This is a genomic window from Paraburkholderia dioscoreae (assembly GCF_902459535.1).
Taxonomy (GTDB): domain Bacteria; phylum Pseudomonadota; class Gammaproteobacteria; order Burkholderiales; family Burkholderiaceae; genus Paraburkholderia; species Paraburkholderia dioscoreae.
Genome location: NZ_LR699553.1, coordinates 3568532 through 3582416 on the forward strand (window position 1 = coordinate 3568532; position 13885 = coordinate 3582416).

The 13885-nt window shown below is 60.7% G+C and carries 12 protein-coding genes and 2 tRNA genes; 8 read left to right on the forward strand and 6 right to left on the reverse strand.

The window, feature by feature from the left end; translation table 11 throughout:
* The first annotated feature begins 13 nt into the window (after window positions 1-13).
* Entirely contained in the window at window positions 14-334 is a 321-nt protein-coding gene (locus PDMSB3_RS16030) for an EthD family reductase (RefSeq protein WP_007180741.1), read from the forward strand.
* A 230-nt stretch (window positions 335-564) separates the two neighbouring features.
* Window positions 565-1128: a YggT family protein gene (locus tag PDMSB3_RS16035; RefSeq protein ID WP_007180740.1), complete on the forward strand. Its 564-nt coding sequence runs from the start codon at window positions 565-567 to the stop codon at window positions 1126-1128.
* A gap of 66 nt (window positions 1129-1194) precedes the next feature.
* Here PDMSB3_RS16035 and PDMSB3_RS16040 read toward each other — a convergent pair whose 3' ends face one another.
* Window positions 1195-2085, reverse strand: coding sequence for a hypothetical protein (locus PDMSB3_RS16040; protein WP_165186896.1), 891 nt, complete (start codon window positions 2083-2085; stop codon window positions 1195-1197).
* A 673-nt stretch (window positions 2086-2758) separates the two neighbouring features.
* On the opposite strand from PDMSB3_RS16040, the gene PDMSB3_RS16045 reads away from it, so the two are divergent.
* Both PDMSB3_RS16045 and trmB read left to right on the forward strand, forming a co-directional pair.
* Window positions 2759-2832, forward strand: a tRNA-Gly gene (locus tag PDMSB3_RS16045).
* A 691-nt stretch (window positions 2833-3523) separates the two neighbouring features.
* Entirely contained in the window at window positions 3524-4306 is a 783-nt protein-coding gene (trmB, locus tag PDMSB3_RS16050) for a tRNA (guanosine(46)-N7)-methyltransferase TrmB (RefSeq protein ID WP_007180660.1), read from the forward strand.
* Between the two features lie 93 nt (window positions 4307-4399).
* Here trmB and PDMSB3_RS16055 read toward each other — a convergent pair whose 3' ends face one another.
* The 3 genes from PDMSB3_RS16055 to PDMSB3_RS16065 all read right to left on the reverse strand — a co-directional run bounded on the left by PDMSB3_RS16055 (window position 4400) and on the right by PDMSB3_RS16065 (window position 6348).
* On the reverse strand, window positions 4400-5236 hold the full coding sequence (locus PDMSB3_RS16055) for an undecaprenyl-diphosphate phosphatase (RefSeq protein WP_007180659.1): 837 nt from the start codon (window positions 5234-5236) through the stop codon (window positions 4400-4402).
* 82 nt (window positions 5237-5318) lie between these two features.
* On the reverse strand, window positions 5319-5912 hold the full coding sequence (locus PDMSB3_RS16060; RefSeq protein WP_007180658.1) for a DUF1439 domain-containing protein: 594 nt from the start codon (window positions 5910-5912) through the stop codon (window positions 5319-5321).
* 103 nt (window positions 5913-6015) lie between these two features.
* Window positions 6016-6348 (reverse strand): YkgJ family cysteine cluster protein, encoded by a 333-nt coding sequence (locus PDMSB3_RS16065; RefSeq protein WP_084747912.1) that lies wholly within the window; start codon window positions 6346-6348, stop codon window positions 6016-6018.
* Between the two features lie 231 nt (window positions 6349-6579).
* On the opposite strand from PDMSB3_RS16065, the gene hemN reads away from it, so the two are divergent.
* The 4 genes from hemN (at window position 6580) to PDMSB3_RS16085 (ending at window position 10128) form a co-directional block, all read left to right on the forward strand.
* The gene (gene hemN, locus PDMSB3_RS16070) at window positions 6580-7965 is read left to right on the forward strand and encodes an oxygen-independent coproporphyrinogen III oxidase (protein WP_165186899.1); all 1386 of its coding nucleotides are present in this window, start codon (window positions 6580-6582) and stop codon (window positions 7963-7965) included.
* A 106-nt stretch (window positions 7966-8071) separates the two neighbouring features.
* Window positions 8072-8156, forward strand: a tRNA-Leu gene (locus PDMSB3_RS16075).
* 209 nt (window positions 8157-8365) lie between these two features.
* Complete coding sequence (locus PDMSB3_RS16080) at window positions 8366-9589, forward strand: tyrosine-type recombinase/integrase (RefSeq protein WP_165186901.1); 1224 nt, start codon at window positions 8366-8368, stop codon at window positions 9587-9589.
* Window positions 9590-9696: 107 nt separating this feature from the next.
* Window positions 9697-10128 (forward strand): cell division protein FtsA, encoded by a 432-nt coding sequence (locus PDMSB3_RS16085; protein ID WP_165186903.1) that lies wholly within the window; start codon window positions 9697-9699, stop codon window positions 10126-10128.
* A 347-nt stretch (window positions 10129-10475) separates the two neighbouring features.
* On the opposite strand, the gene PDMSB3_RS16095 is transcribed toward PDMSB3_RS16085, so the two are convergent.
* Complete coding sequence (locus PDMSB3_RS16095; protein ID WP_232064213.1) at window positions 10476-11528, reverse strand: integrase domain-containing protein; 1053 nt, start codon at window positions 11526-11528, stop codon at window positions 10476-10478.
* 1538 nt (window positions 11529-13066) lie between these two features.
* The gene (locus PDMSB3_RS16100) at window positions 13067-13645 is read right to left on the reverse strand and encodes a recombinase family protein (protein ID WP_165186907.1); all 579 of its coding nucleotides are present in this window, start codon (window positions 13643-13645) and stop codon (window positions 13067-13069) included.
* Between the last annotated feature and the right edge of the window lie 240 nt (window positions 13646-13885).

Consider the following 13885-nt stretch of genomic DNA (forward strand, 5'->3'; position numbering starts at 1 on the left):
ACGAGAACGCACAATGATCAAGGTCAGCATCCTTTATCCGTATCGGGAAAACGGCCACTTCGACGTGGACTATTACTGCGTCACGCATATGCCGCTCGCGGCAAAGCTGTTCGGGCCGTCCCTGAAAGGCTGGTCGGTCGACGTCGGCATCAACGCCGGACCACCCGGAACGCCGCCGCCGTATGTCGCCGCGGGTCACTTCCTGTTCGACAGCACGGACGACTTCTACAAGGTCTTCAAGTCGGTCTCCGAGCAACTGATGGCCGACATTCCGAACTACACCGACGCCGGCAACGGCACAACCCTGATCAGCGAGATCAAGATTTCCGTGTGATGCCCAGCGGACGCGGCACGAATGCGGGCCTGTAATACCGATAGCCGTCGTCGAACGTGACCTGCAAGCCGTGGCATCGCGGCACCGCACGGCCGCTCGAGACGACGCATAACGCGCTCTGCCGCAGTAAGGGCGCGGGCAATCCAAATGAAACCGCCGGCGCGCCGATCGAAAAGCGCCGGCACCCTGCGGCCGGTCGGCGGCCGTCATCCGAAGGATAAGGACACGAGATGTTTGGCGATATCGCCCGTTTTCTGCTCAATACCGTCTTCACGCTGTTCGGCGCTGCGCTGTTGCTGCGCGCCTGGTTGCAGGTCGTGCGCATGCCGCCCTACAACCCCGTCACGAACGCCGTGCTGCAGGCCACCAACTGGATCGTCCTGCCGTTGCGGCATATCCTGCCGAGCACGCGCAAGATCGACTGGGCGAGCCTTGTCGCCGCCCTGATCGCGGCCATCGTCTATGTGGTGCTGATGGTGGTCCTGACCGGCGCCGATCCGCTCACGCTGCTGCCGACGCTGCTGATCGTCGCGGTGCTCACGCTGATCAAATGGGCACTGAATCTGATCATCTGGATGACGATCCTGATGGCGCTGCTGTCGTGGCTCAATCCACGCTCGCCCGCCATGCCGATTCTGTACCAGTTGACGGCGCCGTTCCTGAATCCGCTGCGCCGCGTGGTGCCGCAACTCGGTGGCATCGACCTCTCGCCGATTCTGCTGTTCGTGATCGTGCAGGTACTGCTGATGGTGGTCACCCGCGCGGCCGTGCAACTGACTTACTTCGTGATCTGACGCCGCCCGCTGCCCGCCGCATTCAGCCGCCGCCCTCACAGGCGGCGGCTTCGCTTCATGTTTCGCTTATTGCTTCGTCAACTGACCGTAGGCGACCGTCGTGTTGGTCGCCGTCTTGATCATGAAGAAAATCGTGCGGACGTACAGATTGCTGCTCGTGATCGGCAGGAACGTAATCGCGGCATTGCCGGAGTATGTCGCGCCGGATTTCAGCGTGCAGGACGCGGTCGTGCCGGTCACGCTCAACGTGTAGAGGTTCTTCGCCGACGACGGCGTGGCGAGCAGCAACGTTCCGGAGACCGGGCAATTGCTCAGGGTGCCGCTTAGTGTGCCGTCGCTTGCAATCGTCAGCGACGACCCGGTTTCCGCCCACGTGCCCGCCACGCTCGACTGCGTCACGGCGAGCGCATTCGCGGCATCGTAGTTCCAGGACAGGTTCACCGTGTTGCCGTTCTCGACGTAGGTGCCGGTGAATGTCTGCTTGTTGACGAAAGAACCCGAACCGGAGGTCGTCGGATAGTAGAAGTTGGAGATGAAAGCGGTGCCCGAGGTGAGCGTCCAGTTCGGCGAGGTGGCCGCGAGCACGCCGAAGAATTGCGAGATGCCGAAACCGGCTACCGTATCCAGGTAAGAGATGTTGCCCTGCGGATCGATGAGCGCCGTGGTCTTGTCGACGCCGGACTGGGTGACCCAGATCCCTTCCACACCGTTGCCCACGGCCGCAGCCGAACCGCTTTGCGGACTGGACAGACTCGGCAACGGTTCGCCATTGAGGGCCGCCGACGAAGCCGGCGCGCTAGCCGGGGCGGGAGCGCTCGCCACCGACGGTGACGAAGCGCTGCCGGCCGAAGGCGTCGGCGTCGGATTGCCCCCGTCGCCACCACCGCCGCCGCAAGCTGCCAGAGCGAGCGAAGCGAGCAGAGATAACGTCAATTTAGCCTTGTTTTTCATATCCATTTTTTGTTTTTGGGGCGGTTGCACAGCCAATCAGATTCGCTGCGTCGCGCCCGTTCGTAGTTAGTAATTTGATCTCGATGTTTGCTGTCAGCGCCAGTTCGATAAATCATTCCAGCAATCCGCTTGACGGAGTGAAATCGCATGAATTGCTGTAACAATTGGAAAGGACGCAAGGGGAGCAAACGGCGGGATTTCAATAAGCTTTAATATTTATTTGAATTTTTTGAGATCAGCCCTTTGATGCCAATGAATATGATGCAGAACGAATCAAAATCGGATTTGGCCCGACGGCTCTAATGGATTGGTTTCGTATTAATACGCGCTTCCATCTGCGTTCAATTTCTTCGAACTGATCGGCAATCGGCGAGTTTGTGTCGCGACTCGGTCTGCACGGCCTTCGCGCCCCCCGATAACGCGTACGAAGCGCGGTCGCGATTGCCCACATGGGAGGCGGCGACGCGCGTTGAATGGCACGACGGCCCGTCAAGACCGGTGATGCCGCCGAGGAGAAATTTCGAAGAGACGCCCGAGATGGCAGGAGACATTCACCACGCAGCTGGCGCTAAACCGGCATTCACCGCACACGGGTTTTCGCAGCAGATAAGCTTTCCGATGGGCGGTCAACCTCCTCGTTTGCCAAATCATGCGAAACGCGCGTAGAATGGCGGGCTCTGCGGGCGTCGTATAATGGTAATACCCTAGCTTCCCAAGCTAGAGCCGTGGGTTCGATTCCCATCGCCCGCTCCAGATACTTTCCGAATGCTCCGTTGGCAAGCGGCAACTTCGTCAAAGGATCTGGCTCTACCGCTCTTCCCGTCCGTCCCGGCCAAGAATCTTTTTCTCAAGCTCAACAATTGATCCGCTTGCCAAACCGGCCAGCAGACGCGGCATTGCTATAGCAGCCGGCGAAATAGCCGAGGGTGCCTCGGCATTTTCGAATGCATGCCGAGTTCAACGGGCGGCGCCTTTTCGATTGGCATCGTATAACCGCGTGCGATCTGCAGCTTAGTCAAGCGACTCACGCGCTGATGATTGGTATTTGCCGAAATAATCGGCCCCCGGGAAATACCTTACAAATTTATTAACTCAACCGAATATACATTTCGCTATTTAAACGCAATGGTGGCACCGCCTCCCCCTAGTCGCCACCACCCGCACTCCGTCTGGACGCATCCTTTTCGGGTGTGCTACCTTACGCGCACTTGCAACGCCCGCTCCACCTTCCTGCTGATGCCTTCAGCAGAATCCAGCACGAGCCGCCTCCATGAAGGCGGCTTTTTTGTCCTAGGGGCGGCCCCCGGCGCCGCGGTCCGTAAGCGAGGCGCCTGCCGGTGCCTGGCGTGCAACTCGCGGCCCTACATACGGCGCGAGCGCGGACACGCGCCGCGCAGCACGCCAGGCAAACCGCGAAGCCCTTACCCTTGTAGCAGCATCGACAATGATCCACGATCCAAACGACGCCGGCCTGCCGGACCAACTTCCGACACCCTCCCCAGAAGCCGAAGACCAGCCCGTCGGCGACGCGCCGCCGCAGGAAGAAGCCCTGCATCGGCGCCGCATCCGCAGCTTTGTCACGCGCGCCGGCCGCGTCTCGACCGGCCAGCGCCGCGCAATGGACGACCTCGGCCCACGCTTCGTGGTGCCCTTCGCGCCGCAGCAACCCGACTGGAACAGCGTGTTCGGCCGTGAAGCGCCGCGCGTGCTGGAAATCGGTTTCGGCATGGGTGCGACCACGGCGGAGATCGCCTCGCACCGTCCCGACGACGATTTCCTCGGCGTCGAAGTGCACGAGCCGGGCGTGGGTGCGCTGCTGAAACTGATGGGCGAGCAGAACCTGTCGAACATCCGCATCATTCAGCATGACGCGGTCGAAGTGCTCGAACAGATGATCGCGCCCGACAGCCTCGACGGCGTGCACATCTTCTTTCCGGACCCGTGGCACAAGGCGCGCCACCACAAGCGCCGGCTGATCCAGTCGAAGTTTGTCGCGCTGCTCGTATCGCGCCTGAAGCCGGGCGCCTATCTGCATTGCGCGACCGACTGGCAGAACTACGCAGAACAGATGCTCGAAGTACTGAGCGCCGAGCCGTCGCTTAAAAACACCGCCGACGGCTATGCACCGCGTCCGGAGTACCGTCCGGTGACGAAGTTCGAGCGCCGTGGATTGCGGCTCGGGCACGGCGTATGGGATCTGGTTTTCCGCAAACGCGGCGCTGAGTAAGACCGCGCGCAGAGACTCACACGCCAATCAGACAAAGGTCCGCGAATGCGGACCTTTTGTCATGTTGTCACGGCTCGAGAAAACCGAAGGCACTCACTCCGTCCAGCTCAACGCCCCGCTATAGCCGACCAGCAGGATCAGTAATCCGAAACCGATCCGATACCACGCGAACGCAGTGAAGTCGTGCGCGGCGATATAGCGCAACAGCCAGCGCACGCAGGCAAACGCGCTGATGAAGGCCGCCACGAAGCCGAGCGTGAAGGTGCCGAGCGCATCGACGGAAAGCTGATGCCAGTCTTTATGCAGTTCATAAGCCGTCGCGCCGAAAATGATCGGAATTGCGAGGAAAAAGGAAAACTCCGTGGCGACGCGCCTATCGAGGCCGAACAGCATCCCGCCGATGATCGTCGAGCCCGAGCGCGACATACCCGGAATCAGCGCGAAACATTGCGCGAGCCCCACTTTTAGCGCGTCCAGCGCACTCAAGTCGTCCACGTTCTGCACGCGCGCCACCGTTTCGCCGCGGGTGCGCTGCCGCGACTCCGCCCATAGAATCACCACGCCGCCCGCCACCAGCGCGAATGCAACCGGCACCGGTGAAAACAACGCCGCCTTGATGGTCTTTTCGAATAACAGGCCGAGCACGATCGCGGGAATCGTGGCAATGATCACGTTCAGCGTGAAGCGGCGCGCGTCCGGCCGGCTGGGCAAGCCGGACACCACACTGCCGATGCGGCGGCGGTATTCCCAGCACACGGCGAGAATCGCGCCGAGCTGGATCACGACATCGAAGGTTTTCGCGTGTTCGTCGGTAAAGTTCAGCAGACTGCCCGCGACGATCAGATGCCCTGTGCTCGATACGGGCAAAAACTCCGTCAACCCTTCGACGACGCCCAGAATCAGCGCCTTGCAAGCCAATAGCCAGTCCATCCGTGCCCCTCATCGCTATAGATAGTCGGAACGAACAGGGCCGGCGTGGAATCGCGCGGCCCTGCCGGCCGCGCGCGCCACGTCATTTTTCGACGATTTGCACGCGTATGCCGTTTGTAAGGATGGTGATTGTACCGGGTTCGTAATTCACACCGGCAAATTGCAGCTGTTCGGGCTTGAAGGTGTAGATCGGATAGTTGGTCAGCAACTGCGTGGCGAGCAGCCCCGCCGCGGCGTTGATCTGCTGCGTGTAGGCCTGCGCCTGCCCGCTCACGCTGACGTTGTCGACGTTCGGTGACCTGAGCACGACCGATTTGCTGGCGGCGTCGTAGGCCAGTTCGCTCGACAGCATGAACACGCCGTCCACCGGCTGCGGCATGAAGGGACTCGCGAAGCGGGCGTCGAGCTTCACCGAGACGCGGTTCGCATCCGGCAGGAAGCCGACCACGGGGTTGGTCAGCGCGATATCGAACACCTGCGAGACCGTGCGCTGATACGGGAACTTGCGCTGCACCGCGTCTTGCACCTGCTGCTGAGAGAACGTGTAGTGCGAAGGAATGAACGGAAACGTCGATGTTGCACAGGCCGCGAGCGAAACGGTGATGCCGAGCGCGCCGGAACCGGTCAGCGCGGCGAGCAGAAAGCGGCGCCGGGCCGGCGCAGCGGGTCGAGTCATGCGAAATCTCCTGTGGAAACCTGTTCGGGCATGCAATTGCGTTGTTCGTTTGCGGCTTGCGGCGTTTTGGCCATGCGTGCGCTCATGCGTATTGTCAGCGGCGTCAGCGGACATCCGGCCGCGCGCGCGGTTGAGTCTGGGCTTCGAGTTGCGTGAGCCACGCGAGTGCTTCGCCGCGATTCGTGCCGCACATTTCCAACTGCGGTTGCAAACCGGAACAGCACGCCGGCCGCTCAGGCTGGCCGAAGATCGCACAGCGCAGATCGTCGCCGAGCTGCACACAGCGCACGCCCGCCGGCTTGCCGTTCGGCATGCCCGGAATGGCACTCGAAATCGACGGCGCAATACAGCACGCGCCGCAATCGGGGCGGCACGCGTGACCGGCCACATGGAACGCAGGCTCGCCCTTCACGACACGCTTCGACACTTCAGACACTTCGCTCACCACATTCTTCCCGAACCCGAAAGCGGGCAATGCATTATCAGACCCGCATTGTGCCACCGCATTCCATGCGACCTTTTTACGCAATCGCGCGAACGCGCGCTCACGTACACTCGGGGGATCCGAAAGGCCATGCTCAAGAAGCGTCTGCGCTGTTCGATCCGGTTTCGCGAATCACCGCCGGTTCCGCCTCTTCCTCGATGGCCGCCAGCCCTCGAGCCCCTCATGTCCAACGACAACTCGCTGTTCCGCCCCGACCTGCTCGCCAAATACAGTGCCAACGGCCCGCGGTATACGTCCTATCCGACAGCCCTGCAGTTCCGCGACGATTTCGATCCCGCCGACTATTTACGCTCCGCCGCCGATCCGGGCGCCTCGTCAACGGATCTCTCGCTGTACTTCCACATTCCGTTTTGCGACACCGTGTGTTTCTACTGCGGTTGCAATAAGGTCGCCACGAAAAACCGCGCGCACGCGCGTCCGTACCTCGCCCAGCTGAAGCGCGAAATAGCCTTGCAGGCGGCGTGTTTCGATACGCGGCGCCCGGTATCGCAATTGCATTGGGGCGGCGGCACGCCAACCTTTCTGTCGCACGACGAAACGGCCGAACTGATGGCGGCCACGCGTGAGCACTTCATGCTGCTGCCCGATGCCGAAGCCGAGTATTCGATCGAAGTCGATCCGCGCGAAGCGTCGCCCGAGACGATCGCGCATTTGCGCAAGCTGGGCTTCAACCGGCTGAGCCTCGGCGTGCAGGACTTCGATCCGGTCGTGCAGCAGGCGATCAATCGCATTCAACCGCTCGAAATGACCGCGTCGGTCATGCAGGCGGCGCGCGACACCGGCTTTCACTCGATCGGTGTCGATCTGATTTATGGGCTGCCGCATCAAACGGTCGAGAGCTTCAGCCGCACGCTCGACACGATGATCGAGCTCGCGCCCGATCGTCTCTCGGTATTCGCCTACGCCCACATGCCGCAGCTCTTCAAGATGCAACGGCAGATGGACCCCGCCACGCTGCCCTCGCCTGATGTCCGCCTCGCGATCCTGCAGCGCGTGGTCGAACGTCTGACGGGCGCGGGCTATGTGTACATCGGCATGGATCACTTCGCGCTGCCCACCGACGAACTGGCGCGCGCGCAAGCGCAGCGAACCTTGCATCGCAATTTTCAGGGCTACAGCACGCGCGCCGAATGCGATCTGATCGGTTTCGGCGCATCGTCGATCGGCAAGGTCGGCGACGTGTACGCACAGAATGCCAAGGATCTGCCGGGCTATGCCGCGGCCATCGATTCAGGCAAGCTCGCCATCAGGCGCGGCGTGCGCCTGAGCGCCGACGACCGTCTGCGCGGCGACGTGATCACGCAATTGATGTGCAACCTGGAATTGCGCTTCGATGAATTCGAAGCGGCTTACGGCATCCGCTTCGCCGAGACGTTCGAGCCGGAGCTGGAACGTTTGCGCGGCTTCGAGCAGGACGGTCTGGTATCGCTCGCCACGGACAAGCTCGAAGTGCGAATGGCCGGCCGCATGCTCGTGCGCAACATCGCTATGGTGTTCGACCGTTACCTCGGCCAGCAGACGCTCGAACGGTTTTCCCGCACGGTCTGAAGGCTTCGACGCGGTTGAGGGCAACCGGCTTGCCCGCCGTTCAATTTTCGGACATAATCTGCGTCTTCGCTGCGCGCAGGGTTCTGGTGCGTACGCTGCAAGATCTGCCCAGGTGGTGAAATTGGTAGACGCAGGGGACTCAAAATCCCCCGCCGCAAGGCGTGCCGGTTCGATTCCGGCCCTGGGCACCAACAAGTCTCCAAGCAATACCCAGCAACACCAAGAGAACCCCGCCAAGTCTAGCTTCGCGGGGTTTTTTGTTGCAAACTATGCCCACCGATTGCCAGCCAAAACAACCCCCGCTCAGGGGTTTTTTCGGGGGTTGTCCGTCGTTCCGGCCATCGAGCAACGAAAAAGACCCCCGCAAATGCCCTCGCGAGCACCGCAAGGAGCACCATGCATGGCTCTTACCGATCTCGCGGTTCGCAGTGCCAAGCCAGCCGAGAAGCAACAGAAGCTCTTTGATAGCGGCGGACTGTTCCTGCTCATCACTCCGGCGGGCGGAAAGCGCTGGGTACTGAAGTACCGCATCAACGGGAAAGAGAAAAGCCTCGCGCTCGGCATGTACCCGGAAGTGTCTCTAGTCGAAGCGCGCAAGCGGCGCGACGCGGCTCGTGAGAAGCTGGCATCGGACATCGATCCCGGTGAGGCGAAGAAAGCGGATAAGCGCGCTGCGAAGCTGGCAGCGGCAAACTCCTTCGAAGCGGTTGCCCTCGCATGGATGGATGAGCGCCGCCCTTACGTCGAATCGGCACAGTACGACAAAACGCTGGCACGCTTCAAGAATGATGCCTTCCCGTGGCTCGGAAAGCGCCCCATCTCGGAGATCGAGGCGCCCGAGATCCTTGACGCGCTAAAGCGAGTCGACAGCCGCGGCGCGCGCTTCACGGCCCACCGCCTGCGCGGCGAGATCAGCCGCGTATTCCGCTTTGGAATCAAGGAGGGTTTCTGCAAGTCCGACCCAGCGCGCGACCTGATGGGCGCTATCCCGCCTGCCCAAACGATCCATTTCGCCTCAATCACCGAACCCACGAAAGTGGGCGAAATGCTGCGTGCGTTCGATGGCTTCAACGGCACATTTCCGGTGCTCTGTGCGCTGAAACTAGCCCCGATGCTGTTTGTCCGGCCCGGTGAGTTGCGTCAGGCCGAGTGGACAGAGTTCGATCTGGACAAAGCCGAATGGCGCTACCACGTCAGCAAGACGAGGACAGAGCATCTGGTGCCGCTCTCCACGCAGGCAGTGGCAATTCTTCGCTCACTCCACTCCCTGACCGGATCGGGCCAGTATGTGTTCCCTGGCGCGCGCGATCGCAAACGCCCAATGAGCGAAGCTGCGATCAACGCCGCGCTGCGCCGGCTTGGCTATGACACCCGCACCGAGATCACCGGGCACGGCTTCCGAGCAATGGCGCGCACCATCCTCCATGAAGAGTTGGAGCAAAAGCCAGAAGTCATCGAGCACCAGCTCGCCCATGCGGTTCCCGACAACCTTGGCGGCGCGTACAACCGCACGAAATTCATCAAGGAGCGGCGTGCGATGATGCAAAAGTGGGCCGACTACCTTGACGGAATCAAGGCTGGCGCGCAGATCATCCCGATCAGTGCGGCACCCGGAACCGCATAGGCGGGCTGCCTGATCACATTTGAGATACCTGTCAGTGTTTTCCGTCGCCGTGCGACGGTCTCATCTTCAACCATTCTCGCAAAAACCAAAACGCTTTGGAGCTCCCAATGCCCGACGCCGAAAACATCGATCGCTTCAACAAGATCGCCTCGGAAACCTTCGCGATGCTTTACTCGTACTTTCCCCAAGGTTGCAATTTCGGCCCCGAAGATTTCGACATTCCCAAGGACCAGTTCGGCGGCGTCACACGTGACGACGCGGCTTTTGTCTTCTCGACGGTTAAGTGGCTGGAGGAGGAAGGCTATCTGCGCACGAAGGGAGCCAGCTTGGCGGGTGATTTTCATGGAACTGTCCTCACAGGGAAAGGCCTCGCTGTACTGAAGCTCGTTCCCGACGCACTAGCCAATCCGGCTCCGCTCGGAGAACAGATTCAGGCAGCTGTGAAGAGCGGTTCATTGGCAGTTGCAAAAACGCTTCTGACCACTGCCCTCGATGTAGGCGTCAAATACACGCTCGCGCGGGCGGGCTTTCCTGCGTGACGGGAAACCAGCGTTGACGGCCTTCAACCAAGCGGCACGACCTCCCACTCAACCGTTGCCGTCGAGCACGCGATGGGCACCGACCTATCGAGCGCAAATACATCGCCCTAGCGATCTACCCGGCAGCCACCGTATTTTCCGCACGATAGCCCAGCGGGTCCGCAAGCCAGCTATGCACTTCACAATTCCGCCAGACGGTGCATCGTTGCGTCAGTTGTATCGGCTGCGGCGCGCGACCTTCCAGACAGCGCTTCCGCCACGTCTCCCGCGACACCCCCACGAACGGCGCAATTTGGTCCCAGCGGGAGAGGCCCACCAGCGGCAAGGTATCGATGTGCTTGTGCATCTCACGCCTCCCCGCCGGCAAGCGCTTCACGGCCATACACCTGCTCAACCCACGTACCTCGTCCGTCGCCATGACCGAGCCACGTCGACACGCCGGCAGCGGCTTCACGCCGCGATACGCCGGCCGCCTTCATCCGCTGAAGATGCTCGGTCGCGTAGGCGTACCGGAGACTGTGTGGCGCCAGCTCGCCGGTCATGCCAACCGTGGTCGCCAAGTAGTGATAGCGGCTCATGGCCTGATGTAGATGCGGTTTGCGTACCAGCTTGCCGCCGTACCGCTTTGCCTGATCGATCGCTCTGCGCACGGTATCGGCGGCGCGCTGCCGGTCCAAGGGCGGGCTGCGACGAGTCTTACCGCCCTTCGTGCCGTGGATGATCGTCACCAGCCCGTCGCCGAAAGCATTCAGAAGCGCCCTCTCCCAGTCAGCCAACGATTTGACACACCGAACACCTTCCTCTGCACGCAGACCAAGTTCAAGCTGCAACTCCAGCACAATTGCGATGCCCGGATCAATGGCCGCGACGGCGGCGCGGTATGGTTCGAACTCTTCGCGATTCATCGGGCGCTTGGTGCCTGCGCGACTCGCACCCGAGATGCCAAGCTCCATGTTGCTCATCTTGTCTGCAAACGGGCGACGTTTGATTCCTTCCAAGGCAGTACGCACATGCGCCAGATTGTTGGCGATCGTGCGTTTCGAGCAGCCGCGCGCGCCCATGTCCGCTGACCAAGCCCTGATGTGCTTCTCCTTCAGTTGCGCCGTCGTGTGAATCTGGAATCCTCCCTTCCAGAGGAAGCCCGCGAAGCGCGCGAGCGCCTGCTCCCGCCCCTTGTAGGTCAGATTGCCCTGTTTGCCGCGCGCCCGTCGCGCAGCACGGCACAGGTCGGCCGTGAGTGATTCTTGAGACATGCGTACCCCGACAGTCCAGTCCTGACGCTCGACCCCAAGTCGTCTCCCGCAATGGGCCACGGTGAACCTGCGCAAATGCGCGAGGGAGACAACAAACGGGGGCACGAGCGCCGGCTTGGTGAGATTGAGGGTGTTCTGCGCCAGCAAGCTGACGTAGCTCGTCGCGCGGAGCCCATAAGAGCGCTCGCGCGGCGGGAGGACACCTCTCCCCGTTTGTTCCGTGAATTTGGCTTTGTCGACCGATCGGGAGCGCCACTGCCCGACCGCGGTAGTTGATGGGTGCCCGGTACTGCTGGACACCGAGTTAGGCGCACGCACGCGGCGCCGCCGACCGATGCCTCGATTCGAGGCGATGGGCGGGCGAGCCAAAGCGTGGCGATGGCGCTTGGGGAAGCGCGCGTCACAAGTTGATAGCCGGCATGCGGCGTTTCACGGAACAAACGGATTTCGGGGTGAGCCTTCCGCAGAACGCGGAAAGCAGCGGCACCACCTGACGGCGGCGCGTCTTCACATGCCGTCCCGAAACCGCGGACGGATTTTGGGTGTCGGGCCCAACTCAGTTAATTGCAGTGATCCAATCACCGCGCCCGTCATGGACGAGCTCACATTTCATGTGCCGGTTTTATGTCCCGGCAGACTGTCGATGCCTTACCTAGGCGAGGTTTGCGAGCACAGATTAATTGGACGAATGCAACTTCGCAAGATCTTTTTGTCGTCGGACGACTGTTGCCACACGCTGGTCCCAACGTGACGAGAGCGCTTACAGAGTGACGCACATTCACTTTCGCGATGGCGTTGGTTTGGCGACCGGTTTTACAAAGTGACGTTGCCAACGTCGGCGCGTCACGGGCTACTAAACGGAATCCTTCGGCGGCGCTTCGAATATTCAATCTTCGTTTCGAGCAACAACCGCGAGACAGTTCTCTTCATGAGGGCGCTAATCACAGTTGCAAAAACACCCTCCGTTCGGCTGATCGTAACAACTCCCCCCATTTGGGCACGAGCAACCATTGTCGGCCGGACAGACTCGCATGAACTGATACTTGGCATCTGAACGGACCACGTCATATGAAGCGATCGAAGGGGCGACCCAATAGTACCCTTCAGCGCGGCTACCGATTGCAATAGCCTCGTCGTACGTGACGCCACGCAGGTAATACGGGGTAAGAATTGTCTTGCCCATAGAGTGGCGTTGTAGCAAAAGAATGACAGCTGTCCCAGACGCGTTCCTGCTCGTCCTCCATTTTTGGAGGCTTTCGACCGCGGTTCGGTTTTTGCCGCAGCAGGTCGATGTTGACTCTTGGGCAAATGCATTACCTAACGCAATCGCGAATAAGATTACAAAAAAGATGGTCCTTTTCATGTCGTTTCTCGCCTCGCGTAAGACAAACTCGACCAATCGGGAACACCGGACGCCTGAGCGTAATGGTAGGCGCCATGCAAAAAATATCGTTTACTCTGGAAGTGATTGACGGAGCGAGTCTTAGTTTCGACGGAAACAGACTTGTTTAAGCTCGATAATCCATAAAGAACGAGCGGGGATGGGAAAGCCCCCCCTATTAGCATAAACGTTACGGCGCGCGGCGGATTATCGGCAACCAGAGATGAGATCGAGCGCCGGATCGTCAGAAGCTTGCCCACAGTCGGGTACGGCTCATCGTAATGTCGCAGGGCAAGCCAAAAGATCAGGCGCCGGTTTTACGAATACGCATGATAGTCTGGCGGCTGGTCGAAAATTCCCTTGCAAGGGCGGCGACGCTTTCCCCGGCAACAAGTCGGTCAAGCACGGCCCGACGCTGACCAGCGGACAGCGCCGATGGGCGGCCAAACGTTTTACCCTCCGCTTTCGCGCGGCGCAGCCCGGACTGAGTGCGCTCGATCAATAGGTCGCGCTCAAATTCCGCGACGGCGGAGATCACCTGCATCGTCATGCGGCCAGCGGCGCTCGTGAGATCCACGCCACCAAGTGCCAAACAGTGAACACGGACACCCGCGCCGGCCAGCTGCTCAACTGTCGCGCGCACGTCCATTGCATTGCGGCCCAGTCGATCGAGCTTTGTCACCACGAGAACATCGGCCGGTTCAAGCCGATCCAAGAGCTTGGCGAAACCGGGGCGTTCGGCGGCGGCAACGGAGCCACTGATCGCTTCTTCGATGACCCGCCGCTTGTCGATCGCAAAGCCGGCGGCCTCTATTTCTCGACGCTGGTTCTCGGTCGTTTGGTCGGATGTGGAAACCCGGCAGTAGGCGAAGACACGTGACATTTTGAGCCCCAACATGTACGAAATTGACGTACGAATGTTAGGCCATGTCCAAAAGGTTTACAAGCTATATTTCGTACATGCCTTGGCATACCTGTACGTAACCGTTCGTTTTTGAACATAGTTGGGCGTCGTTAGTCGTCAACATGCACCCAAGGCGCGACCGGTCTAAATCTTTCGGGGCCAACTGCCGATAACACGGATAGCAGCGCTTCTCTCGTTCTGACGAGTGGTCTTCGCGAA